Source organism: Parvibaculum sp., from assembly GCF_035511255.1.
In the GTDB taxonomy this organism is placed as follows: domain Bacteria; phylum Pseudomonadota; class Alphaproteobacteria; order Parvibaculales; family Parvibaculaceae; genus Parvibaculum.
Window position 1 is genome coordinate 1 of sequence record NZ_DATKFR010000420.1, and the last position, 24,652, is coordinate 24,652.

Sequence of the window (24,652 nt, forward strand, 5' to 3'; positions counted from 1 at the left end):
CCCCAGGATGCTTTCATCGCCGCCCTGAAGATGGACGAGAACTGACGGCGCCGGGACAAAGACAAAAAGAACGGACCAAATAAAAAAGCCGCCTCTTTCTTGAAGAGGCGGCTTTTTGCTTGATCTCTATTCAGCGCGCCAGGCGGATGAGACCGGCGATGACGATGCCGACGACGCCGAGCACGGCCCAGGCCGGATAGCTGAACACCGTGTTGAGCGGCCCCGACACCGCAGCGGCATGGGCGGCGATCCAGCCGAGGAAGGCGTCGAGCGAGGTCTGGCTCAGAAGGGCCCAGAGTTCGGCCAGCGATCGGATCTGGACACTGCCGGCCTCAAGCGACCTGAGAGCATCCGAACCCAGTGCCATCAGTGCGAGCGTGATCAGCAGCAGTCCGAGAAGTCGAAACAGAACCATGACAAGAGCCCCCCAGCTCCACGCGAAAGGTTGGTCAGCACGAAACCTGACGGTAGCGACAACCATTGTCCCAAACAAGCACACTCATCAGCGGCGAAGGCGGTAAATACCCGCCGGGGCTGGTTGATTCAGCAAACTCCTCTTGTATAGTGCCGGCCGCGAGCGGCTGTTCAGTCGGTTCGTGCCGGAGGGATGGCCGAGTGGCTGAAGGCGCACGCTTGGAAAGCGTGTTTGCGGGAAACCGTAACGTGGGTTCGAATCCCACTCCCTCCGCCAAAGCGCTTCTTCAATGTTTTCAGTACGTTATGACCTGTCGGCCAGCCGAGTTCGGGCGCGCGGGCGAAAGCGCCGGTCGCGCTTCTAAGGCCGAACATGAAGCCGCAGACGGGAGGACATGCCGATAGCGGCCGCCGCCCCCTCTCTCCTGCGACAGTTTTGCACCAACAAGATACGAAATGATGGTTAACGGCAGGGTCGGCCGCGGCCTAGCCCTGCGCGCCGGCGTGTCAGGAGGTCTTGGCGACCGTGACCGAGCGGCGGGGACGCAGATAGGCGGTCTCCGTCATGACGATCGGGCCGGTAATGAAGGTCGCGATGGGCGAGGTGTAGGTATAGGTCACTTCGGCCATGATGACGCTGGTATTGGCCGTGGTGAGGCCAGTCGGCAGGGTCACCGCGGAGTTCGTGGTACGGGCCGTGCCCTTGTAGGTGCTGCTCCAGGCGACCGTCGTCTTGTTGCTGCTGTCAGCGACGACGCTGGAGATGGTGATCTTCACGGCACTGGTGTCGAAGGGCGTCAGAATTGCTGTGCTGGCGGCGAAAATATCGGTGAGGTCCGACGAACTGACGGTCGTCACCTGGGCGACGAGGTCGGCCGCCGTCTGCGCGACATTGGTGACACGGCGCGAGGCCGTGAGTGCGTCGGATGTTTCGAGCGTGCCGAAATAAAGCGTCAGCATCAGCGGCACGATGAGCGCGAATTCGACCGCGGCAAGACCGCGCGCGTCGCGTCCGAAGCGGCGCAGCCCGCCTTTCGGCGTCAACTCGGCGGTGCGGTGCGGTGCGTTGCTCATGAGAGTGACCATCAGGACGTATAGGGCTCGTTGCGGAAGGCGATGCTCGACTGGATGAGACGGGTATTGCCCGAGTTGTTGGCGAGGCCGGTCGGAAGCGGACTCATGACGCTCCATTTGTAGAAGGCGCGGATCAGCACGATGTCGCCGGCATTGCCCATGTCGAATTTCAATGTCGTGACGATATTGCCGTCGGCGTCGAGCGCAGCCGGAAAGGTGACGCTGCCGAATGTCGAATAGGTTCTAACGTCGAGTTTCAGGTTGGCGGTGCAGTTCGAGACGAGGACGACATTGTCGCAGATTCTCTGGATGAGCTGAGTCTGCGTCATGCTGCCGGTTTGGGCCTGACCGGTACGGATGAGGCGTCCGACATCGTTGAGTGAGTTCTCGATCGTCGCATTGACGAAGAAGATCACTCCCGCCTCGAGGATCGCGAAGAGAAGCGCAAAGAAGGGGATCGCGGTCAGCGCGAATTCGACAGCCACGCTCGCGCGCGTCGCGCGTGCGAAACGTCTCATCAATCCGTCCGATCCGGAGGTCCTGTCTTGCGTCATGGCCCGCTCGCTTCGAATTAAAGGCAAATTGCCGATATTTCCACTCTTTGAACTTGCGGCACGGAGCCCCGCGGATCGCCATCGTGCGCCCCGAATATTGACGGCACGTTAACTCTCAGTACGTGAAACTGATGTTTCAAACGACGTCATGTGGATCGCCTCCGGCCTGCCCGCTCCACGGCCGGGACCGCTCAACAATAGAGATCGTGATGCCGAGATATTCGACCCAACGCACGAACCTCAAGCCGGGAGTTTTTCTCCGCCGGTGGATGTCGGATACGCGCGGCAACTACGCGATCATTTTTGCCCTGACGCTGGTTCCGATCCTGGTCGCGATCGGCGGCGCGATCGATATCTCGCAGGCTTATGTCACGAAGCAGCGACTGACGCGGGCGCTCGACGCGGCCGGTCTTGCCGTCGCCGGTCAGACGGGCCTGACCAATGCTCAAATCCAGACGATGGCGCAGAGCTATTTCAACGCCAACTATCCGGCGGCGAAAATCGGCGTGCCGGGAACGATCAGCGTCACCACGACCGACAATACCGTCAATCTGACGGTGAATGCGGATATGCCGACATCTCTCATGGGCCTGGTCGGCATCCCGAAGCTGAATATCGCCGCGAAATCGCAGATCACCAGAATGGGCAAGAAGCTCGAGGTCGCGCTGGTGCTCGACACGACGGGCTCCATGGCATCGAGCAGCAAGCTTTCGACGCTGAAGACGGCGGCGAAGAGCCTTCTCACGACCTTGCAGGCCGCCGCCGGTACCGACGGCGACATCAAGGTCGCGATCGTTCCCTTCGCGGTCGACGTCAATGTGGGCACGACCTACAAGAACGAAAACTGGCTGAAATGGACATGGACCACGCCGAAGACGCAGACCTGCAGCTTTGTCGGCTGGACCTATACCTGCACGGACAAGGCTTATTCGATCAGCAAGAACAGCTGGCAGGGCTGCGTCATCGACCGCGATCAGGACTATGACATCGCGCCCACCATGCCGATCACGGTGACCGACGCGTCGCGCTACCCAGCCGACAATGACGATTGCGCTCCGGTGACCTTGTTGCCGCTCACTTCGAGCTGGACGACGCTCTCGAGCAAGATCGACAGCCTTGCCGCAAATGGCAACACCAACACGACGATCGGCCTCGTCTGGGGCTGGCAGATGTTGACGCAGGGCGCCGTTCTCTCGAATGCGGCCGCCGCGAATCCGGAAAAGCTCAACAAGGTGATCGTTTACCTGACGGATGGTGAGAACACCGAGAACCGCTTTACCACCAGCTCCTCCTCGATCGACGCGCGGATGTCGGCGGCCTGCACCAAGGTCAAGGCGGCCGGCATCCAGATCTATACGATCCGCGTGATGGACGGGAATGCGACGCTGCTGAAGAACTGCGCCTCGGATGCGAGCATGTATTTCAGCGTCACGGCGGCCAGCCAGCTGACGACCGTGTTCCAGACGATCGCCCAGACATTGTCGAATCTGCGCATCAGCCAGTAACGAAAACCGCTGGCAAACGGGCAGTCTGTCGCAGCCGATCCGTGCAGTTTCAAACGAAAAGTTGACGACGCGTTAACCGGACGTCCAACAGGATGACGCCGATCACGCGGGCCATATCGGCCGGCGGTGCCCGGAAACGTCCATCATGCAGAGGCGAGTTCTCTCATTCATCCGTTCGGTCGCGTTTCTCCGCCGCTGGCGTGACGATACCGGCGGCAATTATGCCGTGATCTTCGCGCTGACCCTGATCCCGATCCTCGTGGCGGTCGGCGCCGCGATCGACATATCGCAGGCCTTTGTCGTCAAGCAGCGCCTGACGCGGGCGCTGGACGATGCAGGCCTCGCGATCGGCGGCATGACCGGTCTCACCGCCGCGCAAATGCAGACCAACGCCCAGGCATATTTCAATGCGAACTATCCCGCTGCCAAGATCGGCGTACCCGGCACGGTCTCGGTGAGCACAAGCGGCAATGTCGTGAATCTGACCGTGACGGCGACGATGCCGACCTCGATCATGGGTATCGTGGGCATCGACACGCTCGACATTTCGGCGAGTTCCCAGATCACCAAGATGGGCAAGAAGCTCGAAGTGGCTCTGGTCCTCGACAATACCGGATCCATGTCGTCGAGCAGCAAGCTCACGACGCTGAAGACGGCGGCGAAGAACCTGATCGCGACCGTGTCGGCTTCCGCCGTGACGACGGGCGACGTCAAGATTGCCGTGGTGCCCTTCACGATCGACGTCAATGTCGGCAGCACCTACAAGAGTGCGACCTGGCTCAAATGGACATGGGATCTGCCGACCCAGACGTGCACGACGACATATGTCGGCATGAAGAAGACGACGACCTGCACGCAAGATACGAGAACGGTGTCGACATCGGGTTGGGCCGGCTGCGTGACGGACCGGGACCAGAGCTACGATATCGCCGTGACGTTGCCCTCCACGAGCAGCGCCGCGACGCTCTATCCGGCCGACAATTCCAATACCTACAACAATTCCTGCAGCCTTCAGAAGCTCGCGCCCTTGACGACGGACTGGACGTCGCTCAACACCGAAATCGACGCGATGGCGGCCGGCGGTGCGACCAACACGACAATCGGACTCGTCTGGGGCTGGCAGATGCTGACGCAAGGGGCGACCTTGTCCAACGCGGCGGCGGCGGATTCGACGAAGCTCAACAAGGTGCTCGTTTTTCTGACCGACGGCGACAACACCTATTATCGCGGCGGGATCGGCACATGCGACGGCAGCAACGACTGCACGGGCGCCGATGCGCGAACGGCTCTCGTTTGCACCGCGATCAAGAATGCGGGCATTCAGGTCTATACGGTGCGCGTGATGGATGGAAACGAGACCTTGCTCAAAAATTGCGCTTCGGACCCGACCATGTATTTCAGCGTCACGGCGGCGAGCCAGCTGACGACGGTCTTCGCCAGCATTGCGCAGTCTCTGTCCAATCTCCGCATCAGCCAATAAAAAGGCCCGCCTTTCGGCGAGCCCTTATTTCTCGCAGAGAGAGAAAGATCAGTTGGGATGTTCGTTGCCCGTGCTGACGGCGATGCCGCCGGCCGCGTTGGCGGTTGCCGAGCCCTGTCCGAGGGCGGCATTGAAGGCCGCCGCATCGTCGCTCGGGTTGACCGTAGGTTCGCAGCGCGGGGAGCAGCTATAGGTAGACTGGCCAGTGCCGCGCATCAGCGTCACGACGCCGCTCGACGGCGCGACGACTGCGAGGTCGAAGCTGGCGATCTGCTTGCCGGCCGCGTCGAGTGCGATGAAATTGGTCTTGCCGTAGCTCCGGCCAAGCACATAGACGGTCTGCGCATTCTCCACACGCACGTCGGCGATCGTCGGATTGCCGATCATGACGGTCGCCGCCGGCGCGGAAAGGTGAAGCGCCTTCTGCTCGTTCAACTCGACCTTGAACTCGGCGGCTTCGGCCGCCTGAATGAAGCCGAGCAGGAGCGCGGTGCCGGCGAGGATGCGAAGAGGGACGCGAAATTGTGAGGGCATGGGTGAAGCCGTCTCTTTCGGCGGCGAACCGTTCGCCGTCTGTTGACGTGAAGCCTAAGCCCAAGGAATGAACGATTTGTTGACCGTAAATGCGGATGCGTTCTTTACCGCTGTTTAAGACGCGCGACCCTAATTTCACCTTGCAATCGGAGGTGCAAATGTTCGGAACGGACCGGTCGACCCATTCGTCCCCGGACAAGGCGAGAAGCCTGCGCGGAATCCGCATCCTGGGCGATCTCGAGCCGAAGGAGCTGGCTCTCCTCGCCGCCGAATGCGATTGGCGCTCCTATGCCCGCAACGACGTCGTTTTCTCGGCAGGGCAAGGCGGAACGCTGGGCGAGGTCGTGTTCGTCGTCTCGGGAGCGATCAGGCTCGCCCGTCCGACCGGACCCAATGGCCGCATCTCCTATGTCGACATCCAGGCAGGCGGCCAGTTCGGCGAAACCGGCATACTGGGTCTCGACGACGACGATCTCACGGCGATCGCCCGCGACGACACGCTGCTCGCGCTGCTGCCCGAGGCGCGCTTTTCGGAATTGCTCGGTCGGCAGGAATCCGTTTCGCGCGCACTGCTCTGTCAGTATGCAAAGCTCCTGCGCGCCCGGGAGGCGGCGGCCGGCACGGCCGAGGACACCCGTCCGGGCTCTACAGGCGCGCAGCGCGTCTATGCCGAACTGCTTGCCCTCGCCGAACCGCGCGGCCCCGCGCAAGGGGCAACAGGCGAAGCGCAGGGTGGCCTTTTCGTGCCGCGCCTGCCGCGCCACCGCGAGCTCGCGGACCGTCTCTCCACCACAGAAGAAGTCGTCGCCGCCGCCATCGCCGAACTGGTGCGTCTCGATATCGCCGAGCGCGATTACCCGGGGTTGAGGATCAAGAACGAAGCCTCGCTTCGCGGTCTCTGCGGAACCCGTTGACGGGCAAATTCCCGCCTTCTCCAGATCTTCGATCGGAAACGCCCGTTTCGGCTTGATCGTGCGGCGGCCGTCGGCGCGTAATCGCGTCGCCCTTAACCCGCCAGTAACCATTTTCCAAAAGCGATGTCTTGAGCGCGCCCGCGAAGTAAGAAGTATTACGTGAGAATATGCCTCGAATACATCGTGAATACAATAAAATGAACAATTCTACATGAATACACATCGAGTTGCAGGTAAAACGCTTCGCTTCGTTAGTAATCGAGTAAGGGTGTGGTTCTAGGCTCCTCGTCAGTCCACAAGGGCTCTCCCGGCAAGGCCGTGGAGTTGGTGCTGTCGAGAAGTCACATGTGAAGGAGACTCATCATGGGTCAGTTTCTGAAAGTTTTCGCGAAGAATGAATCGGGCGCGACCGCCATCGAATACGGTCTCATCGCCGCCGGTATCGCCGTCGCCATCGCGACGATCGTCACCACGATCGGTACCGATCTGACCGCGAAGTTCACCGCGATCGATTCCAAGCTGAAGTAATCAGCTTGTCCGGCCTGGCGGGCGCATCTCTTTAGCTCCCGTCGAACACGATAGGCTACAGCAAGCCGCCAGATCCGGTGACGGGTCTGGCGGCTTTGTCTTTAACGAACCGTTTACCAATGGACACCGCCGTTTACGCCAAATTTACGGTCTTGCCCCCAAAATCCCGAATGAACAGAACCAGTTGATCGGCATTCGCCGCCGATCGGCCAAACGGAAGACAGGGCATGTTCTTGCTGAGCACATTGCCGATCGTCCTTTTCGCGGCCGCGATGATCTTCGCGGGCATCCGCGATCTGACGACCATGACCATTCCGAACTGGCTGACGCTCGGTCTTGCGCTGGCGTTTTTCCTCGCGGCGGTTCTCGTCGGCATGCCGCTTGGGGAGATCGCGCGACATGCGTCGGCGGGCTTTGCGCTCCTGCTCGTCGGCATGGGCCTTTTCAGCATGGGCTGGATCGGCGGCGGCGACGCCAAACTCGTCGCGGCGGCCTCTCTCTGGGTCGGCTGGACTCAGGCGCTGCCCTACCTGCTCGTCGCCACCATCCTCGGCGGTGGACTGACCGTGGCGATCCTCTTCTACCGCACCATGCCGCTGCCGGCCTTTCTCTTTCGCGTGAGCTGGCTGGCGCGGCTTCACGACCGCAAGGAAGGCGTTCCCTACGGTCTGGCGCTGGCTGCGGCGGGACTTCTGATTTTTCCGGAGACGGATCTTTTCCGGATGGCTGTCGCACTGGGATGAAAGACGGGCGTCGCCCGAAGACCGGGTGGCGGCCGACGTGACGGAACGGCTTTCCGTCGGATGAAAGGAATGTGACGTGAACGGCGCACGCATCGGAGTTCTGATTTTGGCGATCGTCGCCGCCGGCCTGGCGGCGCTGCTGGCGCGCGGACTCGTTTCGAGCAAGCCGGAGCCGGTCGAGGTCGCCGTCGCGGTGCCCACGAAGGAAGTTCTCGTCGCCTCGACGAATATCGACCGGGGCGTGAAGATCACCCCTGGCGTCCTGCGCTGGCAGTCCTGGCCCGCATCGGCGCCGCTCGCGCCCGAACTCATCACGAAGGATGCGCGACCGGACGCCATCGGGATGCTGACGGGCAACATCACCCGGAGTTCGATCACCAATGGAGAGCCCATCGTCGAGGCAAAGCTGGTCGATCTGAAGAATGGCGGGTTCATGTCGGCCCTGATCGCGCCGGGAAAGCGCGCTGTCGCGATCTCGATTGCGCCGGAGACGAGCGCGGGCGGGTTCATCCTTCCCAATGACCGGGTCGACGTCATTCTGACACGCAAGGTCGGCGAGACCGAGAGTTCCGGCGGAGCGGAAGGTATTGCCGGCGAGACGATCCTGAGCAACGTGCGGGTTCTCGCCGTCGACCAGCGTTTCAAGGAAGACGGCGATCAGGTTGCCATCGGCAAGACGGCGACGCTCGAACTCACGCCGACACAAGCCGAGAACATCGCGGTGGCGCAGGCGCAGGGCAACATCTCCCTGGCTTTGCGCAGCCTGGCGAATGCGGAGCAGACGGATGTCGATCCCGATACCGCCAAGACCGAGGGCGCAACCGTCCGGGTCGTGCGCTACGGCGTCGAAAAAATAGTTCGGGTGAGGTAGCCGTCATGCGTTTGGGCACAGGCAAGATCATGAATATTCTGCGTGCGGGCGGGCTTCTCGCGACGTTTCTGGCCGCTTGCGTCCTGTCGATGCCGGCGAGCGCCGCAACGGGCGGCGCCGATTACGTGAAGATCGACCAGGGCGGCGTGAGCAAGCAGTCGCGCTCGATCGTGCTCGGGCTCGACAAGGCGGCCATCGTCGAACTGCCGGTCGCGGCACGCGACGTTCTCGTTTCCAATCCGAAGATTGTCGACGCGGTCGTGCGGACACCGACGCGGACCTATCTCATCGGACTCGCGGTCGGCCAGACCAACGCCTTTTTCTTCAACGACAAGGGCCAGCAAATTCTGAACCTCGAAATCCGCGTCGAGCGCGACCTCTCGGGGCTGCGCGCCGCGCTGCGTCAATATTTCCCCGACGCTCACGTCGATGTGCAGGCGATGAACGATCACATCGTTCTGTCGGGATCCGTCGCCAATGCCGCCGACGCGGACAAGGCACGCGATCTTGCCGAGCGTTTCGTCGACAAATCGACGCAGGTGCTGAACATGCTGGCCGTCGAAGGCAAGCAGCAGGTCATGCTGAAGGTGACCGTCGCGGAAATGCAGCGCAACATCATCAAGCAGCTCGGCATAGACCTGTCGGCGGCGGATGGCGGGCTTCTGAACGTTGCCACCTCCAACCCCTTCTCCATTCAAGGTGGACTGCTGGGCGGTCTTTCGACCTCCGGCTCGGGCATTCAGGCCGGTGGAACGACGATCGGCACGACGCTGAAGGCGCTGGAGGAAGACGGTCTCGTTCGCACGCTGGCCGAGCCCACGCTGACCGCGATTTCGGGTGAAGGAGCGAAGTTCCTCGCCGGTGGCGAGTTCCCGATTCCGGTTTCAAAGGACGACCAGGGCAACATCACCGTGAGCTACAAGCCCTTCGGCGTCGGCCTCGCCTTCACGCCCGTGGTGCTGAGCGAAGGGCGCATCAGCCTCAAGATATCGACCGAGGTCAGCGAACTGACGACGGAAGGCCAGATCACCCAGAACAACTTTACCGTCCCGGCCCTCAAGGTCCGGCGCGCGGAGACGACGCTCGAACTGCCGTCCGGCGGATCGCTGGTGATGGCGGGTCTGCTCTCGAACAAGACCAAGCAGAACATCGACGGCGTGCCGGGTGCGAAGGATATCCCGGTTCTGGGGGCGCTTTTCCGCAGCCGCGACTACCAGAAGAACGAAACCGAACTGGTGGTCGTCGTCACGCCCTATGTCGTCGATCCGACGAACCGCAAGAACATCGCGCTCCCGACCGACGGCTTTGCGCCGGCGAGCGACATGGACACCGTCCTGATGGGCAGGCTGAACGCCACCTACGGCGCGAATGGCAATGCGCCGACGGACAAGAAGCTTCAGGGCCCTGTCGGGTTCGTCGTGGATTGATGGGAACCGAGGATAAAATGCGTAAAAACCTTTCCATCTTCCGTCTCCTGGCTCAAGCGATGGGGCTTGCGCTCGGCCTCTCGCTTGCCGGCTGCGGCGGCTTCAACGGCGTCGAGATGGCCAACGACGATCCGAGCTATCGCCACCCGATCGCGGTGGAACAGGATGTGCCGACGCTGACGGTCTCCGCGCCGCGCGACAAATCCGCGCTTACCGACGGCGAGCGCCGCGCGGTGGCGGCTTTCGCGGCCGGGTACAAGGAGCGCGGGCATGGCCCGCTGACAGTTTCGACGCCGTCCGGCTCGCCCAATACGACGACTGCGATGAACGTACTCGTCGACATCCGCGATGCACTGTCCGAAAAGGGCGTTCCGGCGGATGCCGTCGATTACACGCCCTATCGGGCGTCGGGCGCCGATGCGAACGCGCCGATCATCCTCTCCTACAAGCGCTACGTGGCGACGCCGAGCGCCTGCGGCGACTGGTCGACGGATTATGCCCGCGATCCGAACAACGGCACGCCGCCCAATTTCGGCTGCGCCAGCCAGAACAATCTCGCGGCCCTCGTCGCCGATCCGGCGGATCTGGTGACGCCGCGGGACAGTACGCCGAGAGACGCGCAGCGCTCCACGGCCGTCTTCGAGAAATATCGTCAGGGTGAGATCACCGCGACCAAGCGCGACGATCACGATTCCGCAGCGGTGAGCGAGGTCAGCAAATGAGTAACGCAGCGCGCAAGCAGGCGACCGAGGCACCGCCGATGCCGGGCGAGGAAGGCCCGTCGCCCGTCATGAAGCCGGTTCCGCGGATCACGATCCATGCCTTCTGCGAATATCCGGAAACGGGCAGCGCGATCCAGCGCGCGGGAGAGGATCGTCGTCTTGCCAAGGCCCATCTCACGGTTCACATGGGCGGCATCAAGGCGGCCGTCGAGCAGTATCAGACGAACGGCACGCCCAATCTCATTCTCGTCGAGACGAAGCTCGGCGGTTCCGAACTCTTCGTCGATCTTGCGGCGCTCGCCGAGGTCTGCGACGCCGGCACCAAGGTCGTCGTCGTCGGGCATTTGAACGACGTCTCGGTCTATCGCGAAATGATCCGCCAGGGCGTCAACGAATATCTGGTGACGCCGCTTCAGCCGATGCAGATCATCGAGGCTGTCTCGCGCCTCTATGCCGATCCCGACGCGCCGCCCATCGGCCGCTCGATCGCCTTCATGGGCGCAAAGGGCGGCACGGGATCGAGCACGATCGCGCACAACGTCGGCTGGTGCATTTCGACCCGCATGCAGGAAGACGTCATCATCACCGATCTCGATCTTCCCTTCGGCACGGCGGGGCTCGATTTCAATCAGGATCCGGCCCAGGGGATCGCCGACGCCCTGACGTCGCCCGAACGCCTGGACGACGTGCTGCTCGACAGACTCCTCGTCAAGTGCTCGAACCATCTAAGCCTCTTCGCCGCGCCGGCGGTGCTCGACCGCGATTTCGACATGGACAGCGAAGCCTACGAATCCGTGCTGGAGATCGTGCGCGAGACGGTGCCCTGCGTCGTCGTCGACCTGCCGCATGTCTGGTCGTCATGGACGAAGAAGCTGCTGCTCTCGGCCGACGACATCGTCATCACGGCGACACCCGATCTCGCCAGCCTCCGGAACACCAAGAACATCATCGACCTTGCCAGGCAGACGCGCGCCAATGACGGCATGCCGCATGTCGTCATCAATCAGGTCGGCGTGCCGAAACGTCCGGAAATTCCGGTGAAGGATTTTGCCGAGGCGATCGGCGTCGAACCGACGCTGGTTCTTCCCTTCAACCCGGGCCTGTTCGGCACGGCTTCGAACAACGGCCAGATGCTCGAGGAACTCGACCCCAAGGGCAAAACGACCGAGGGTCTCCGGTTTCTCGCCAAGCAGCTCTGCGGCCGCCAGCCGCTGCCGGCAAAGGCGAACTCGTCGATCTTTCCATTCCTGAAGCGGTTGTCCCGCAAGGGCTGAACCGGGAGGCGTAACGCGTGTTTGGACGGCGCAACGATACCCAACCTGCCCCGCGCAAGGCCGCGGCGCCCGCGCCTGCGTCCGGCGCGGCCCCCGCAGCCAAGGCGGAGGCGGCGCCCGTCGCAGCGCCGCCGAAACCGGCCGCCGCCGCCCGTACTCCGGCGACGACCGCGCCTGCGCGCGCCAAACCGTCCGACCAGCGTTCGGAAAACTACTACCAGATCAAGACGACGATCTTCAACGCGCTGATCGACACGATCGACCTCACGCAGCTTGCGCAGCTCGACGCCGAAAGCGCGCGCGAGGAAATTCGCGACATCGTCAACGAGATCCTGTCCATCAAGAATGTCGTCATGTCGATTTCCGAGCAGGAAGCCCTGCTTCAGGATATCTGCAACGACGTGCTGGGCTATGGACCGCTCGAGCCGCTGCTTGCGCGCGACGACATCGCCGACATCATGGTCAACGGCGCCGATCGCACCTTCATCGAAGTCAGCGGCAAGGTCGAGCTGACCAACGTCCGCTTCCGCGACAACAGCCAGCTGATGAACATCTGTCAGCGCATCGTGAGCCAGGTCGGCCGGCGCGTTGATGAATCGAGCCCGATCTGCGACGCGCGCCTGCCGGACGGAAGCCGCGTCAACGTCATCGTGCCGCCGCTGGCGATCGACGGCCCCGCGCTCACCATTCGTAAGTTCCGCCGCGACAAGCTGACGATGAAGAACCTGGTCGAGTACGCCTCGATCTCGGCCGAGGGCGCCGAAGTGCTCGGCATTATCGGCAAGGTGCGCTGCAACGTTCTGATCTCCGGCGGCACGGGCTCGGGCAAGACGACGCTGCTGAACTGCCTCACCGCCTTCATCGACGTCGATGAACGCGTCATCACCTGCGAGGACGCGGCCGAACTGCAGCTTCAGCAGCCGCATGTGGTGCGTCTCGAAACGCGGCCGCCGAATCTCGAGGGGCAGGGCCAGATCACCATGACGGAACTCGTGCGCAACTGTCTGCGCATGCGTCCCGAACGCATCATCGTCGGCGAGGTCCGCGGACCCGAGGCCTTCGACCTTCTTCAGGCGATGAACACCGGCCATGACGGTTCGATGGGCACGCTCCACGCGAACAGCCCGCGCGAAGCCCTGTCGCGTCTCGAAAGCATGATTACGATGGGCGGTTATAACCTGCCGTCCAAGACCATCCGAGACATGATCACCGGCTCGATCGACATCGTCATCCAGGCGGCCCGCCTGCGCGACGGCTCGCGCCGCATCACGCACATCACCGAGGTTCTCGGCACCGAAGGCGACGTCATCATCACCCAGGACCTCTTCGTCTACGACATCGAGGGCGAGGACGAGACCGGCAAGCTCAAGGGCAAGCACAAGTCGACAGGCATCGCCCGGCCCGCCTTCTGGGAGCGCGCCCGCTACTACAACCAGCATCACGCCCTCGCCGCCGCGCTCGACCGCGCGCAGGGTTGAGGATCGCATCATGGACAAATCGACGCTCCTCATTTTCGGCATCGCGCTTCTCGCGGCGCTCTGCATCGGCGGTATCGGCTTCGTCTTCGTCGGCCGCGATACGAAGAGTTCCAAGCGCATGGCGCAGGTGGCCGGTGCCGATCGCAGCAAGCGACGCACCGCGGAGGTCGATATCGATAGCGGAGACAAGCGGCGCAAGCAGGTTCAGGAAACGCTGAAAACGCTCGAGGAAAAGCAGAAGGAGCAGAAGAAGGTCACGCTCCGGCTGAAGATCGAGCGCGCCGGCCTCGACCTCACGCCGCGAAATTTTTATATGCTGAGCGCCATCTCGGGCCTCGTCTTCGCCGCGCTGGTCATGCTGTTCGGCTATTCGCCGTTCGTCGGCATCGGCGCCGGCTTTGCAGGCGGTCTCGGTCTGCCGCGCTGGGTTCTCTCCTTCCTGATTTCGCGCCGCCAGAAGGCTTTTCTGGAGGAATTCGCCAACTCGATCGACGTCATCGTGCGCGGCGTCAAGGCCGGTCTGCCGCTCAACGATTGCCTGAAGATCATTGCGACCGAGGCCTCCGAGCCCGTGCGCACCGAATTCCGCGATCTCGTCGAGGGGCAGCGCATCGGCGTGACCATCGAACAGGGGCTCGCCAAGGTCTATGAGCGCATGCCGCTCGCCGAGGTCAACTTCTTCCAGATCGTGATCTCGATCCAGCAGAAGACGGGCGGCAACCTCGCCGAAGCCCTCGGCAATCTCTCGAAGGTGCTGCGCGACCGCAAGAAGATGCGCGGAAAGATCATTGCGATGTCGCAGGAAGCGAAGTCCTCGGCCGCGATCATTGGCGCATTGCCTCCGGGCGTCATGGCGATGCTTTACATCACGGCGCCGAGTTATCTCGATCCCCTGATCACGACGCGTCCCGGCAACATGATCATCGTCGGCGGACTCTTCTGGATGCTCATGGGCATCCTCGTCATGCGCAAGATGATCAATTTCAATTTCTGACGACGGACGCCGAGAACGAAGACATGTATTCCCTGATCGCATCCGCATTCAATCTCGAAACAGGCGTGATGCTGCTCGTCGGCGTTGCCGCTTTCGCAACGATTCTGACGCTTGCGATGCCGCTCCTCGAGACCGACAAGCTCGGCGCCCGCATGAAGGCGGCCGCGACCGAGCGCGAAGCCCTGCGTCAGCGGCACCGTGAGCAGATGCAGATCGAAAAGAGCCGTCTGCGGCAGACGCCCAAGGGCTTCATGAAGGACATCGTGGAGCGCTTCGCGCGCGGCCGGATGCTCGAGAACGAGGTCATCAAGGAGAAGCTCCGCCAGGCCGGCTTCCGTGGCCAGGGGCCGATCTACACATTCATCTTCTTCCGCTTCGTGATGCCGCCGATCCTCTTCTTCGTCGTGCTCGGCTATCTCTATTTCGTCAACAGTTTCGGCCTCGCCACCATGGCCCGGATCGCCGTCTCGGCGGGCGGCGCCTTTTTCGGCTTCTATCTGCCGAACCTCTTCGTGCAGAACGTCATCGCGCGTCGGCAGGAATCGATTACCAAGGCTTTCCCCGACGCCCTCGACCTCCTGCTGATCTGCGTCGAATCCGGCATGTCGATCGAGGCCGCCTTCGCCAAGGTGGCGGCCGAGATCGGCAGCCAATCGGTCGAACTCGCCGAAGAGCTGACCGTGACGACCGCGGAGCTTTCCTATCTGCAGGAACGCCGCAAGGCTTATGAAAATCTCGCCAGCCGTACCGGCCTTCCCGGCGTCAAGGCGGTGGTCATGAGCCTCACACAGGCCGAACGCTACGGTACGCCGCTCGGTACGGCACTGCGCGTCATGGCGCAGGAGAACCGCGACATGCGCATGGCCGCCGCCGAAAAGAAGGCCGCCGCCCTTCCGCCGAAGCTCACCGTGCCGATGATCTCTTTCTTTCTGCCGGTCCTCTTCTTCGTCATTCTCGGCCCCGCGGCGATCAAGGTCTTCGGCCTTGGTTGAGCAGGCGGGGCGGAGACGGCGGCTCACCTCGGGAAAATGATCCTGGTTTGTCGGCGGCGCGATTGGCTCTCCGCCGGTCGCCGAAAGCGGCAGGATTCCGTCGATTGACAACATACCAACTAGTTGGTATGTACGGGCTCAACGGAGGACGCCATGTCTGGAACCGCTGCAAAACCCGATGCGAAGACGAAGCTTCTGGACGCTGCCTTGTCCGTCATTAGGACCAAGGGCTATTCGGCGACCACGGTCGACGAGCTCTGCGCGGCCGCCGGCGTCACCAAGGGCGCGTTCTTCCACCACTTCAAGAGCAAGGAGGCTCTCGGCGTTGCCGCCGCGGAGCATTGGTCGGAAACGACCGGCGCCATGTTCGCCAAAGCGCCCTATCACGATCATTCCGATCCGCTCGAACGCATCCTCGGCTATGTCGCCTTCCGCAAGGAGCTGCTGCAAGGCGGTGTGCCCGAGTTCACCTGTCTCGTCGGCACCATGGTGCAGGAAACTTACGAAACGGCTCCGGCCATTCGCGATGCCTGCGACCGCAGCATCAGCGGCCATGCCGCGACGCTGGAGGCCGATATCGAGGCGGCGATGCGGGAGCGGGGCATGAGTCCCGACTGGACGCCCAGGTCGCTTGCGCTTCACACCCAGGCCGTCCTCCAGGGGTCTTTCATTCTCGCCAAGGCGAAAGGCGGAGCGGAGATCGCCGCCGACAGCATCGATCACCTCATCCGGTACCTGGAACTGCTTTTCAGTCCGGAAAAATAGAACGTCAGCCGTCAGAGCAAATCAGAGGGAGAATGACATGCCCAATACGATCCGACTCCATCGCGTGATCGCGGCCAGGCCGGAAAAGGTCTATCGCGCTTTTGTGGAGAGCGACGCCATGGCGAGCTGGCTCCCGCCTTACGGATTCGTCTGCACCGTACACGAGCTGGATGCGAAAGTGGGCGGTCGCCACAGGATGTCCTTCCGCAACTTCACGACGGGCGACGGCCATTCCTTCGGTGGCACCTATGTCGAGCTCGTGCCGGGAGAGCGGCTGGTCTACACGGACAAGTTCGACGATCCCAACATGCCGGGCGAGATGCGTGTCACCGTCACGTTGAAACCCGTTTCGGTCGGCACCGAGATCAATATCGAACAGGCGGGCATACCGGACATGATTCCGACAGAGGCCTGCTACCTCGGATGGCAGGACTCCCTGCACAAGCTCGCAAAACTCGTGGAGCCGGAGATCAATCAATAGCGCGCTCGCAAGCGACGCAAGGAGATGTAGATGACTGAGTTAGTGACCTGCCTGTGGTTCGACCACGGCGAAGCTGGCAAGGCGGCCGCGTTTTACGCGGCGACTTTTCCCGACAGTCATGTCGGCCGGGCGAATGCCGCGCCCGGCGATTATCCCGGCGGGCAGCAAGGCCGGGAGCTGACCGTCGAATTTACGGTACTCGGGCGGCGGTTCGTCGGCCTCAATGGCGGCTCGAATTTCACGCCGGACGAAGCCGTCAGCTTCATGGTCGTCACCGAAAATCAGGAAGAGACCGACCGCTACTGGAACGCCATCGTCGCGAATGGAGGCACAGAGAGCGCCTGCGGATGGTGCAAGGACCGCTGGGGATTCTCCTGGCAGATCACGCCGGCGCGGCTGCTGGCACTGACGACGAGTTCCGACCGCGCCGAGGCGAAGCGCGTTTTCGACGCGATGATGACGATGCGGAAGATCGACATCGCCACACTCGAGGCCGCCGCGGCAAAGCGAGCATAGGCGGCGGGATGAATTTCCCGCCTATCATTTTTTCGAAACGGAAGACAGACAGATGAGCCAGCAGACAATCACCGTGGAAACCATCGTGAAGGCACCCGTCGAGCGGGTCTGGAATGCCTATACGACGCCCGAGGACATCGTGCGGTGGAACACCGCCTCGGATGACTGGCACACGCCGCGCGCGACGGTGGACTTGCGCGAGGGCGGGCTCTTCTGCTCGCGCATGGAAGCCAGGGACGGCAGCATGGGTTTCGACTTCGAAGGCACCTACACGAAGATCGAGCCGCATAGGCTGATCGAATATGAATTCGGCGACCGCCGCGCGCGGATCGAATTCTCGCCCAGCCGCGAGGGGGTTCGCGTCGGCGTCACCTTCGATGTGGAGACCGAAAACCCTGTCGAGCAGCAACGCGCGGGTTGGCAGTCCATCCTCGACAGCTTCAAACGTCATGTCGAGGCATGACGGGTCCATAGGGTAGCCGTCCGATGACGCCCCTCATCACCGCCTTCGAACGGTCGCCCGACGGCGGCAGGGGGCTGGCGCGCGACATGCGCGTTCGCTGGGCGCTCGAGGAGGTCGGCCAGTCCTACGACGTTCGACTTCTGTCGTTCGGCGAGATGAAGGAAGCCGCGCATCGCGCGCTTCATCCCTTCGGGCAGATTCCGACCTATGAGGACGGCGATCTCGCGCTGTTCGAGTCGGGCGCGATCGTCTTCCACATCGCGGAGCGCCATCGCGCCCTGCTGCCGGACGACGCGAATGCCCGGGCGCGCGCGATCGCATGGATGTTTGCCGCGCTCGACACGGTGGAGCCGCCGATCTTCGAGCGCGCCATCGCTGCGATCATCGAACGCGAGGAGCCCTGGTTCGAGCATCGGCAGAATGTTCTCGCAGGCAATATCCGAAAGCGGCTGGACGATCTTTCCAACCACCTTGGCGATTCCGATTGGCTCGATGGCGCCTTCAGTGCCGGAGACCTGCTGATGGTGCATGTGCTGCTCAGGCTGAAGGGCTCGGACATGCTGGACGAATATCCGAACCTCTCCGCCTATGTCGTCCGCGGCGAAGCGCGCCCCGCCTTCAAGCGGGCGTTCGAGGCGCAATTGGCAGCTTTCGCCGGCAAGCCATCGACTGGCGAATAAAGACCGGTCCCGGATGCGCGGCAGAGCGAGGTAACGGGGTTCAGGGAAGCGACGTCGTCGTCGAGGGCGGCATGGAGGAGACCTGCTCGCCGGATCGCTTGTCGAGTTGCTCCATCTGTTTCCAGAGGGCGGGCTGCGTCAGCATTTCGCGCAGATAGGCGATGTTGTTGGCCGCGACGTCCGGCGGAAGATCGGATCGCGCGACGCGCGCTGCCTCGTCGAAATTTCCCTTGAGCCCGAGGACTACGGCGAGGTTCTGACGCGCCCGCGCCGTCGCGCGCGGATCGGACACGACCTGCCTCAGCGTCAGCTCGGCCCGATCGAGATCGCCCTGCAGCGCATAGGAGAGGCCGAGATTGGTCAGCACGGAGGGATTGCCCGCGTCGATCTGGAGCGCCGTCTTGTATTTCGTCTGGGCCTCGGCAAAGCGGCCCATCTGGTCGAGGGCGACGCCTTGGGCGGACAACACGGTCCAGTCCTTGGGGGCGAGCGTCTCGGCGCGGCCGAGCGGGATGAGCGCCTGATCGGGCCGGCCGCTCGCGGTGAGAACCTTGCCGTATTCGGCGAGCACCGGGCCGTTGTCGCCGTGAAGCGCCTGGGCTCTTTGCATCACCGTCCCGGCCTGCTCGATCGAGCCGATCTGGCGAAGGGCGCGGGAATAGGCGACAGCCGTTTCCGCGTCGTCCGGATTGCGATCGTAGAGATTGCCCCAATAGGCGGCGGCCGCGATGTAGTCCTGCGTCTTGGTGGAGGTGATCGCGGCGTTTTTCAGCGCCTCATTGTCGGTGGCGATGGTGGTCGTGGCGGTCGTATTGTCGCCGGCGGCCCGTGCGCCGGTTCCGGCGCCGGCAGCGGTGGAGGGCGGCGTGCTGGCGCAACCGCCAAGTGCGAGCAGCGCGGCGAGCGCCGTCGAGGCCATAAGAAGCCCGGCATGCCGGCGGCGCGGTTTGGATGTTTCTATATCGACCATGGATCCCGTGCGTCCCGTCTGTGGTGGACGTTCCGTTATCCGCCATTCTGGGGCAGCACCTCTCAAGAAAACCTTAATTATAACCGACGGCGGATTGCCTCGCTTTTCGGACGGCTTTGGCCTTCCGGCTCTTTCGCCGGACCAGGCGCCCTGCCTAGAATGACCTCTGGAGGAGGCCCTTGCGGATGATGTTCTGGTCCGGCCTGAAGTCGCGGATGAGCGAAGCCGTCAAGCATCCGCTGGCCCGCTGGGTCGTCGGCGGCATCGCGGCGGGCATGCTTGCGGGATTTCTCGTTCTGCTCTACCTGCGGGCGCCGGTGACGCTCGATCAGGAGACGGAGAAGATCACCTTCTTCCAGATCGGAACGGGGGCTTCGGACGGCCCGTATTTCGGCCTCGGACGGCGGATTGCGGCAATCATCAGTCGGCCGCCGGATGCCGGTCCTTGCGAGCCTGCGAGCCCTTGCGGCGTCGAAGGCCTGCTCGCGGTGGTCAAATCCTCGGCCGGCTCGGTCGCCAATGTGCGCGCCGTCAGCGCCGGCCATTTCGCCTCCGCCCTCATTCAGTCGACGACCCTCGACGAGGCTCGCCGGGCGACGGGTCCGTTCCGCGGCGAGAAGCGCTTCACCAATCTCAGGGCGATCGCCGGCATTTCGCGCGAGGCCGTCCATCTGGTGGCGAGCCGCGGCGCCAATATCCGCGTCTTCGGCGACCTCAAGGGAAAGCGAATTGCGATCGGCGGCAAGGAGTCCGAGAACGCCGACATTGCGCTCTCCATCCTGCGCGCCTACGGCCTCACCTCGCGAAACGTCGATATCCTGCGCGAGGAGCCGGAGCGCGCCGCGGAATTGATGCTGCGCGGTCAACTCGACGCGTTTTTTCTGATCGCCGGCGCACCCGATCCGCGCGTAGCCGATCTCGCCAATCGGGGAACCGTCGACCTCATTGCAATCGACGGAGACGCGGCGACAAAGCTCGTCGCCGACCGTCGCGATCTGAGCCCGCTGCATGTTGCGGCCGATGTCTATCGTCTCAGCCCCGGCTTCGACACGCTGGCCGTCAACGCCGTCTGGGTCTGCAATGCCTCGGCCGATCCCGATCTCGTCCGGGACCTGACGCGGGCGCTTTTCGAGCCGGGCAACCGTGAGCTTCTGCCGGCCTATGACGACATGCCGCGCCCGCCGAAAAAGCGCGACAGGGCGATGGAAGAGGCCATGCGGCGCGGCGTGATGATGAACGCCGTCGCGAACCTGCCGATCCCGCTTCACGAGGGCGCCGCGCGCTTCTATCGCGAGGAAGGCGTGTTGCCGGCGAAATAGGCTTTGTCAGCCGCGCGCCGCCATCTCGCGCCTTGCGCCTTCTTCCCATTCGAGAAAAGCCGGAAGCGCCAGGAGCGCGTCCATATAGGCTTTGGCGGCACCGTCGTCGCCGAGTGCGGCGACATCGACGCCATAGGTTCTGAAGCGCGTCACGACCGGCGCATACATCGCATCGGCGATCGTGAAGGCGCCGAAAAGGAAGCCCTCGTCGCGCGCCGCGGTCCGCCCGAAACGATGGCGCAGGGAGCGCCAGATGTCGACGATCCGCCGCGCATGGGCGAGCGCGCCTTCGCTGTGCCCCTCGCCCGGATAGCGGTTGACGATGTCCATCGGCATGTCGCGGCGGAGATCCATGAAGCCCGAATGCATCTCGCAGGCCGCGCTCCGCGCCATCGCGCGGGCGAGCCTGTCCTCGGGCCAGAGTTTCCTTTCCGGGAAGAAGTCGGCCAGCGTCTCGCAGATCGCGAGCGAGTCCGGGATGACGTTCCCGTCCCATTTGAGCGCCGGCACCAGGCCGGACGGCGAATGACGGAGCGCCTGGGCCTTTGTGTCGTCTCGCCGAAGCCGGACGGGCGTTTCGCGGAAGGGAATGCCGGCGACCTTCATCGCGATCCAGGGCCTGAGACTCCATGTCGACCAGTTCTTGTCGCCGATGACGAGTTCGAAATCCTGCATGCGGCCCTCCAGCGTCTTGCCACCCCACGCCCGTTGCGGGGTTTCTTCCCACTCTATAAGGTTTCGGCGGCATCGATGCGATGTCCTTATGGATTTGTCATGCTCGATATTTTCGTCACGAAGAAGGATGCCGCCGCGACGCCGGTTTGGCCGGTGCGCGGTTCGGAGTTGACGGCCTGGACGGCCGAACATGCCGGCGCGGGTGCCGCCTGGGTCGAGACCTCGGGCTTCAAGGCGGAAGCCGGCAAGGTGCTGCTGCTGCCGGACGGGTCGGGCGGGCTTTCAGGTGCGATCCTCGGCCTCGGCGACGGTTCGGATCCTTTCGTCACAGGCGCGCTCGCGACGACGCTGCCGGTTCAGACCTATCGGCTGGTCGGCACTCTCGCCGCCGCGGACAAGGCGGCGCTCGGCTTCGCGCTCGGCACCTACGGCTTCACGCGTTACAGCGGCAAGACGCGCGAATATCCGCGCCTCGTCCTGCCGGACGGCGTCGACGGCGAAGAGGTGAGCCGCATCGCGCGTGCGATCTTCCTGGTCCGCGATCTCATCAACACGCCGACCAACGACATGAGTCCCGCCGATCTTGCCGAGGCGGCGCTGTCGCTCGCCCGCGCCTATGAGGCGAAGGCGAGCGTCATCGAGGGCGACGAGTTGATGGCGCGCAATTATCCGTTGATCCATGCCGTCGGTCGGGCCGCCGCCGTCGCACCGCGCCTCATCGACTTTACGTGGGGCCGCGCCGATGCGCCGAAGGTGACGCTGGTCGGCAAGGGCGTCTGCTTCGATACGGGCGGGCTCGACCTGAAGCCGTCGAGCGCCATGCTGCTGATGAAGAAGGACATGGGCGGCGCCGCCAACGTGCTGGCGCTCGCGGCCCTCGTCATGGGCGGCAAGCTCGACATCCGGCTTCGCGTGCTGATCCCGGCCGTCGAGAACAGCGTCTCCGGCGACGCCTTCCGTCCGGGCGACATCCTGAAGAGCCGCAAGGGTCTCACCGTCGAGATCGGCAACACGGATGCCGAAGGCCGCCTCGTGCTCGCGGATGCGCTGGCCGAAGCCGATACCGAAACGCCGGACATCCTGATCGACATGGCGACGCTCACCGGCGCGGCGCGCACCGCGCTCGGGCCGGATCTTCCGCCTTTCTATACCGATGACGATGTGCTCGCCGCCGAAATTGCGGACGCGGCGGCCTCCGAAGCCGATCCGCTCTGGCGCATGCCGCTCTGGCAGCCTTACGACGGCTGGATGGACAGCAAGATCGCCGATGTCAACAATGCGGGCGAAGGCGGTTTTGCCGGGTCGATCACGGCGGCGCTCTTCCTGCGCCGCTTCGTCGGCAATGCGAAGGCCTGGGTCCATTTCGACGTCTATGGTTGGGCGCCCAAGGCCAAGCCCGGTCGGCCGGTCGGCGGCGAGGCGCAGGCCATCCGAGCGCTTTACGCCGTGTTGAAGCGCCGCTTCGGAACGCGAGGCTGATGGGTGAAGGCTGATTTAAACCTCCACCCTGAGGAGGCGCGATAGCGCCGTCTCGAAGGACGAGGTCCATCAACTGGCCGTTTACAGCTTTGGCGATACGTCTCTAGACTGAACCGGGACCGAAACGGTGTGGGGGCCGAGAGGCCGGTGGGGCAGAAGCGATGACGCTGGAGTTGAAGCCGGTGCAGGCACTTGCGCTGTGGCAGGACGTGGTCCTGGAAACGGTCCGGCGTGATGGGCCCGACCTTTCCTCACGTCAGCTCGCGATCCTGCTTTCCGTCTATCTGACGCCGCCGCCGCACACCGTGCGCGGCCTCGCCGGCCTTCTCAATGTCTCGAAGCCCGCGATCACGCGCGCCCTCGACACACTCGGCCAGCTCGATCTTCTGAAGCGCAAGCGCGACGAGGCAGACCGTCGCAACGTGCTCGTGCAGCGTACCGTCAAAGGCTCCATCTTCTTGCGCGACTTTGCCGACCTCGTCACTGACGTCGCCGGGAGACTCGACGCATGAGCCGCGCAAGCGGCCCCGATCGCCGCATCAATCCCTATCGCGACGATCTCGCCGCCGCCTATCTGCGCGGCGAGGTGAAGGCGGCGCGCTTCGTCGATGGCGAGGACCGGCAGGTGAAGCTGCCCTGCGTGCCGCTGCTGTCGCGTCCCGACGCCGAGGCGCCGATGGACACGCAGCTTCTCTTCGGCGAAAGTTTCCGCGTCTATGAGGAAAAGGCGGGCTTCGCCTGGGGCCAGTCGGCGCAGGACGATTATGTCGGCTATGTCGATGTGAAGGCGCTTGCGCCGCGTCCCTATCGCCCGAGCCATGTCGTGGCGGCGCTCCGGACCTTCGTCTATCCGCGCCCCGATCTGAAGAGCCGGCCGGTGACGCCGCTCGGCCTCAACGCCAAGGTGAGGGTGGTCGGCGCGCGCGGCGATTACAGCGAGATCGAACGCGGCGGCTGGATTTTCACCGCGCATCTCGCGCCCGTCGAAGCCTTCGTGCGCGACTTCGTCGCCGTCGCCGAAGAGCATCTCGGCGTTCCCTATCTTTGGGGCGGGCGCGAGAGCTCGGGCGTCGATTGCTCCGGTCTCGTGCAGGCCTCGCTCGAACGCGCCGGCATCTCGTCCTTGCGCGACACCGACATGCAGGAGGCCACGCTGGGCGAACGCCTGCCCGAGCCGATCGACTTCACGACGCTTGCACGCGGCGATCTCGTCTTCTGGAAAGGGCATGTCGGCATCATGATCGATGCCGAGCGCATGATCCATGCAAGCGGCTTCCAGATGCGCGTGGTGATCGAGCGGCTCGACATCGCCATGTCGCGCATTTCCCGCACGGCCGGCCATGTAACGACAATCAGGCGCTTGCCGAGGCGGTGACCTTCAGGAGTTGACGACGCCCGCGGGCGCGGTACGCAGATCGAAAGCGGCGGCGAGGAGCGCCTTCGTGTAGTCGCTCTTCGGCGCGTCGAAAATTTCGTCCGCCGTGCCGCTTTCGACGAGCTTGCCGCCGCGCATCACGACGATGTCGTCGGCGAGCGCCCGCACGACGCGCAAATCGTGGCTGATGAAGAGATAGGCGAGATTGTGCCGGCGCTGCAGCTCGCGCAGCAGGTCGACGATCTGCGCCTGCACCGACATGTCGAGCGCCGAGGTCGGCTCGTCCAGCATCACGAAGCGGGGCTTCAGCGCCATGGCGCGCGCGATGGCGATGCGCTGGCGCTGGCCGCCGGAGAATTCATGCGGATAGCGATCCTGCATGGCGGGATCGAGCCCGACTTCCTCCAGCGCTTCCGAAACGACGG

At 63.5% G+C, this 24,652-nt stretch carries 28 protein-coding genes and 1 tRNA gene; 22 read left to right on the plus strand and 7 right to left on the minus strand.

The features are described from left to right. Window positions 1-130: 130 nt before the first annotated feature. A complete protein-coding gene (locus tag VMR03_RS15835; protein ID WP_325406912.1) occupies window positions 131-415 on the minus strand; it encodes a hypothetical protein in 285 nt (94 codons plus the stop codon). A 186-nt stretch (window positions 416-601) separates the two neighbouring features. Between VMR03_RS15835 and VMR03_RS15840 the strand changes: the two genes are divergently transcribed. Next, a tRNA-Ser gene (locus VMR03_RS15840) sits at window positions 602-691 on the plus strand. Between the two features lie 230 nt (window positions 692-921). On the opposite strand, the gene VMR03_RS15845 is transcribed toward VMR03_RS15840, so the two are convergent. Then, entirely contained in the window at window positions 922-1,488 is a 567-nt protein-coding gene (locus tag VMR03_RS15845; protein WP_325406914.1) for a TadE/TadG family type IV pilus assembly protein, read from the minus strand. A gap of 11 nt (window positions 1,489-1,499) precedes the next feature. After that, entirely contained in the window at window positions 1,500-2,006 is a 507-nt protein-coding gene (locus VMR03_RS15850) for a TadE/TadG family type IV pilus assembly protein (protein WP_325406915.1), read from the minus strand. A 245-nt stretch (window positions 2,007-2,251) separates the two neighbouring features. Between VMR03_RS15850 and VMR03_RS15855 the strand changes: the two genes are divergently transcribed. Continuing rightward, window positions 2,252-3,547 carry a TadE/TadG family type IV pilus assembly protein gene (locus VMR03_RS15855; protein ID WP_325406917.1) on the plus strand — a complete coding sequence of 432 codons (1,296 nt, stop codon included), beginning with the start codon at window positions 2,252-2,254 and terminating at the stop codon, window positions 3,545-3,547. 145 nt (window positions 3,548-3,692) lie between these two features. Beyond that, a complete protein-coding gene (locus VMR03_RS15860) occupies window positions 3,693-5,027 on the plus strand; it encodes a pilus assembly protein (RefSeq protein ID WP_325406918.1) in 1,335 nt (444 codons plus the stop codon). A 48-nt stretch (window positions 5,028-5,075) separates the two neighbouring features. Here the strand turns inward: VMR03_RS15860 and VMR03_RS15865 are convergent, their stop codons facing one another. Then, window positions 5,076-5,561, minus strand: coding sequence for a pilus assembly protein N-terminal domain-containing protein (locus VMR03_RS15865; RefSeq protein WP_325406920.1), 486 nt, complete (start codon window positions 5,559-5,561; stop codon window positions 5,076-5,078). A gap of 158 nt (window positions 5,562-5,719) precedes the next feature. Here VMR03_RS15865 and VMR03_RS15870 point away from each other — a divergent pair, with 158 nt between their 5' ends. The 15 genes from VMR03_RS15870 (at window position 5,720) to VMR03_RS15940 (ending at window position 18,409) form a co-directional block, all read left to right on the plus strand. Further along, on the plus strand, window positions 5,720-6,475 hold the full coding sequence (locus VMR03_RS15870; RefSeq protein ID WP_325406922.1) for a cyclic nucleotide-binding domain-containing protein: 756 nt from the start codon (window positions 5,720-5,722) through the stop codon (window positions 6,473-6,475). 363 nt (window positions 6,476-6,838) lie between these two features. Then, the gene (locus VMR03_RS15875; RefSeq protein WP_325406923.1) at window positions 6,839-7,003 is read left to right on the plus strand and encodes a Flp family type IVb pilin; all 165 of its coding nucleotides are present in this window, start codon (window positions 6,839-6,841) and stop codon (window positions 7,001-7,003) included. Between the two features lie 227 nt (window positions 7,004-7,230). After that, the gene (locus VMR03_RS15880; RefSeq protein WP_325406925.1) at window positions 7,231-7,746 is read left to right on the plus strand and encodes an A24 family peptidase; all 516 of its coding nucleotides are present in this window, start codon (window positions 7,231-7,233) and stop codon (window positions 7,744-7,746) included. A gap of 76 nt (window positions 7,747-7,822) precedes the next feature. Next, entirely contained in the window at window positions 7,823-8,617 is a 795-nt protein-coding gene (gene cpaB / locus VMR03_RS15885; protein ID WP_325406926.1) for a Flp pilus assembly protein CpaB, read from the plus strand. Between the two features lie 5 nt (window positions 8,618-8,622). After that, complete coding sequence (locus VMR03_RS15890) at window positions 8,623-10,044, plus strand: type II and III secretion system protein family protein (RefSeq protein WP_325406928.1); 1,422 nt, start codon at window positions 8,623-8,625, stop codon at window positions 10,042-10,044. 17 nt (window positions 10,045-10,061) lie between these two features. Next, window positions 10,062-10,766 carry a CpaD family pilus assembly protein gene (locus tag VMR03_RS15895; RefSeq protein WP_325406929.1) on the plus strand — a complete coding sequence of 235 codons (705 nt, stop codon included), beginning with the start codon at window positions 10,062-10,064 and terminating at the stop codon, window positions 10,764-10,766. Further along, window positions 10,763-12,040, plus strand: coding sequence for an AAA family ATPase (locus tag VMR03_RS15900; protein ID WP_325406931.1), 1,278 nt, complete (start codon window positions 10,763-10,765; stop codon window positions 12,038-12,040). Before VMR03_RS15895 ends, VMR03_RS15900 begins: the two co-directional genes overlap by 4 nt. Before the next feature lie 17 nt (window positions 12,041-12,057). Then, window positions 12,058-13,518 carry a CpaF family protein gene (locus VMR03_RS15905; protein WP_325406932.1) on the plus strand — a complete coding sequence of 487 codons (1,461 nt, stop codon included), beginning with the start codon at window positions 12,058-12,060 and terminating at the stop codon, window positions 13,516-13,518. A 10-nt stretch (window positions 13,519-13,528) separates the two neighbouring features. Continuing rightward, entirely contained in the window at window positions 13,529-14,512 is a 984-nt protein-coding gene (locus tag VMR03_RS15910) for a type II secretion system F family protein (protein ID WP_325406934.1), read from the plus strand. Between the two features lie 23 nt (window positions 14,513-14,535). Then, on the plus strand, window positions 14,536-15,504 hold the full coding sequence (locus tag VMR03_RS15915) for a type II secretion system F family protein (protein ID WP_325406935.1): 969 nt from the start codon (window positions 14,536-14,538) through the stop codon (window positions 15,502-15,504). A 153-nt stretch (window positions 15,505-15,657) separates the two neighbouring features. Next, window positions 15,658-16,269, plus strand: a complete 612-nt coding sequence (locus VMR03_RS15920; RefSeq protein ID WP_325406936.1) for a TetR/AcrR family transcriptional regulator — start codon at window positions 15,658-15,660, stop codon at window positions 16,267-16,269. Between the two features lie 37 nt (window positions 16,270-16,306). Beyond that, on the plus strand, window positions 16,307-16,750 hold the full coding sequence (locus tag VMR03_RS15925; protein ID WP_325406938.1) for an SRPBCC family protein: 444 nt from the start codon (window positions 16,307-16,309) through the stop codon (window positions 16,748-16,750). Window positions 16,751-16,780: 30 nt separating this feature from the next. After that, window positions 16,781-17,266 (plus strand): VOC family protein, encoded by a 486-nt coding sequence (locus tag VMR03_RS15930; protein WP_325406939.1) that lies wholly within the window; start codon window positions 16,781-16,783, stop codon window positions 17,264-17,266. Window positions 17,267-17,318: 52 nt separating this feature from the next. Next, a complete protein-coding gene (locus VMR03_RS15935; protein WP_325406941.1) occupies window positions 17,319-17,729 on the plus strand; it encodes an SRPBCC family protein in 411 nt (136 codons plus the stop codon). 23 nt (window positions 17,730-17,752) lie between these two features. After that, window positions 17,753-18,409, plus strand: a complete 657-nt coding sequence (locus tag VMR03_RS15940; RefSeq protein ID WP_325406943.1) for a glutathione S-transferase family protein — start codon at window positions 17,753-17,755, stop codon at window positions 18,407-18,409. A 40-nt stretch (window positions 18,410-18,449) separates the two neighbouring features. Here the strand turns inward: VMR03_RS15940 and VMR03_RS15945 are convergent, their stop codons facing one another. Beyond that, entirely contained in the window at window positions 18,450-19,379 is a 930-nt protein-coding gene (locus VMR03_RS15945) for a tetratricopeptide repeat protein (protein WP_325406945.1), read from the minus strand. Between the two features lie 185 nt (window positions 19,380-19,564). Here VMR03_RS15945 and VMR03_RS15950 point away from each other — a divergent pair, with 185 nt between their 5' ends. Further along, window positions 19,565-20,698 (plus strand): TAXI family TRAP transporter solute-binding subunit, encoded by a 1,134-nt coding sequence (locus tag VMR03_RS15950; protein WP_325406947.1) that lies wholly within the window; start codon window positions 19,565-19,567, stop codon window positions 20,696-20,698. 6 nt (window positions 20,699-20,704) lie between these two features. Here the strand turns inward: VMR03_RS15950 and VMR03_RS15955 are convergent, their stop codons facing one another. Beyond that, entirely contained in the window at window positions 20,705-21,373 is a 669-nt protein-coding gene (locus tag VMR03_RS15955) for a glutathione S-transferase family protein (protein ID WP_325406949.1), read from the minus strand. 99 nt (window positions 21,374-21,472) lie between these two features. Here VMR03_RS15955 and VMR03_RS15960 point away from each other — a divergent pair, with 99 nt between their 5' ends. The 3 genes from VMR03_RS15960 to VMR03_RS15970 all read left to right on the plus strand — a co-directional run bounded on the left by VMR03_RS15960 (window position 21,473) and on the right by VMR03_RS15970 (window position 24,227). Beyond that, complete coding sequence (locus VMR03_RS15960) at window positions 21,473-22,852, plus strand: leucyl aminopeptidase family protein (protein ID WP_325406951.1); 1,380 nt, start codon at window positions 21,473-21,475, stop codon at window positions 22,850-22,852. Between the two features lie 161 nt (window positions 22,853-23,013). Continuing rightward, entirely contained in the window at window positions 23,014-23,364 is a 351-nt protein-coding gene (locus tag VMR03_RS15965; protein WP_325406953.1) for a MarR family transcriptional regulator, read from the plus strand. Continuing rightward, the gene (locus VMR03_RS15970) at window positions 23,361-24,227 is read left to right on the plus strand and encodes a C40 family peptidase (RefSeq protein WP_325406955.1); all 867 of its coding nucleotides are present in this window, start codon (window positions 23,361-23,363) and stop codon (window positions 24,225-24,227) included. The genes VMR03_RS15965 and VMR03_RS15970 overlap by 4 nt, the downstream gene beginning before the upstream one ends. Before the next feature lie 3 nt (window positions 24,228-24,230). On the opposite strand, the gene VMR03_RS15975 is transcribed toward VMR03_RS15970, so the two are convergent. Next, on the minus strand, window positions 24,231-24,652 hold a 422-nt coding region (locus VMR03_RS15975), incomplete at its 5' end, for an ATP-binding cassette domain-containing protein (protein ID WP_325406957.1).

Bases quoted from the DNA above. Each gene is read 5' to 3' on its own strand.
- VMR03_RS15835 (WP_325406912.1), bottom strand. From the start codon at position 415: ATGGTTCTGTTTCGACTTCTCGGACTGCTGCTGATCACGCTCGCACTG.
- VMR03_RS15845 (WP_325406914.1), bottom strand. From the start codon at position 1,488: ATGAGCAACGCACCGCACCGCACCGCCGAGTTGACGCCGAAAGGCGGG.
- VMR03_RS15850 (WP_325406915.1), bottom strand. From the start codon at position 2,006: ATGAGACGTTTCGCACGCGCGACGCGCGCGAGCGTGGCTGTCGAATTC.
- VMR03_RS15855 (WP_325406917.1), top strand. From the start codon at position 2,252: ATGCCGAGATATTCGACCCAACGCACGAACCTCAAGCCGGGAGTTTTT.
- VMR03_RS15860 (WP_325406918.1), top strand. From the start codon at position 3,693: ATGCAGAGGCGAGTTCTCTCATTCATCCGTTCGGTCGCGTTTCTCCGC.
- VMR03_RS15865 (WP_325406920.1), bottom strand. From the start codon at position 5,561: ATGCCCTCACAATTTCGCGTCCCTCTTCGCATCCTCGCCGGCACCGCG.
- VMR03_RS15870 (WP_325406922.1), top strand. From the start codon at position 5,720: ATGTTCGGAACGGACCGGTCGACCCATTCGTCCCCGGACAAGGCGAGA.
- VMR03_RS15875 (WP_325406923.1), top strand. From the start codon at position 6,839: ATGGGTCAGTTTCTGAAAGTTTTCGCGAAGAATGAATCGGGCGCGACC.
- VMR03_RS15880 (WP_325406925.1), top strand. From the start codon at position 7,231: ATGTTCTTGCTGAGCACATTGCCGATCGTCCTTTTCGCGGCCGCGATG.
- VMR03_RS15890 (WP_325406928.1), top strand. From the start codon at position 8,623: ATGCGTTTGGGCACAGGCAAGATCATGAATATTCTGCGTGCGGGCGGG.
- VMR03_RS15895 (WP_325406929.1), top strand. From the start codon at position 10,062: ATGCGTAAAAACCTTTCCATCTTCCGTCTCCTGGCTCAAGCGATGGGG.
- VMR03_RS15900 (WP_325406931.1), top strand. From the start codon at position 10,763: ATGAGTAACGCAGCGCGCAAGCAGGCGACCGAGGCACCGCCGATGCCG.
- VMR03_RS15910 (WP_325406934.1), top strand. From the start codon at position 13,529: ATGGACAAATCGACGCTCCTCATTTTCGGCATCGCGCTTCTCGCGGCG.
- VMR03_RS15915 (WP_325406935.1), top strand. From the start codon at position 14,536: ATGTATTCCCTGATCGCATCCGCATTCAATCTCGAAACAGGCGTGATG.
- VMR03_RS15920 (WP_325406936.1), top strand. From the start codon at position 15,658: ATGTCTGGAACCGCTGCAAAACCCGATGCGAAGACGAAGCTTCTGGAC.
- VMR03_RS15925 (WP_325406938.1), top strand. From the start codon at position 16,307: ATGCCCAATACGATCCGACTCCATCGCGTGATCGCGGCCAGGCCGGAA.
- VMR03_RS15930 (WP_325406939.1), top strand. From the start codon at position 16,781: ATGACTGAGTTAGTGACCTGCCTGTGGTTCGACCACGGCGAAGCTGGC.
- VMR03_RS15935 (WP_325406941.1), top strand. From the start codon at position 17,319: ATGAGCCAGCAGACAATCACCGTGGAAACCATCGTGAAGGCACCCGTC.
- VMR03_RS15940 (WP_325406943.1), top strand. From the start codon at position 17,753: ATGACGCCCCTCATCACCGCCTTCGAACGGTCGCCCGACGGCGGCAGG.
- VMR03_RS15945 (WP_325406945.1), bottom strand. From the start codon at position 19,379: ATGGTCGATATAGAAACATCCAAACCGCGCCGCCGGCATGCCGGGCTT.
- VMR03_RS15950 (WP_325406947.1), top strand. From the start codon at position 19,565: ATGATGTTCTGGTCCGGCCTGAAGTCGCGGATGAGCGAAGCCGTCAAG.
- VMR03_RS15955 (WP_325406949.1), bottom strand. From the start codon at position 21,373: ATGCAGGATTTCGAACTCGTCATCGGCGACAAGAACTGGTCGACATGG.
- VMR03_RS15960 (WP_325406951.1), top strand. From the start codon at position 21,473: ATGCTCGATATTTTCGTCACGAAGAAGGATGCCGCCGCGACGCCGGTT.
- VMR03_RS15965 (WP_325406953.1), top strand. From the start codon at position 23,014: ATGACGCTGGAGTTGAAGCCGGTGCAGGCACTTGCGCTGTGGCAGGAC.
- VMR03_RS15970 (WP_325406955.1), top strand. From the start codon at position 23,361: ATGAGCCGCGCAAGCGGCCCCGATCGCCGCATCAATCCCTATCGCGAC.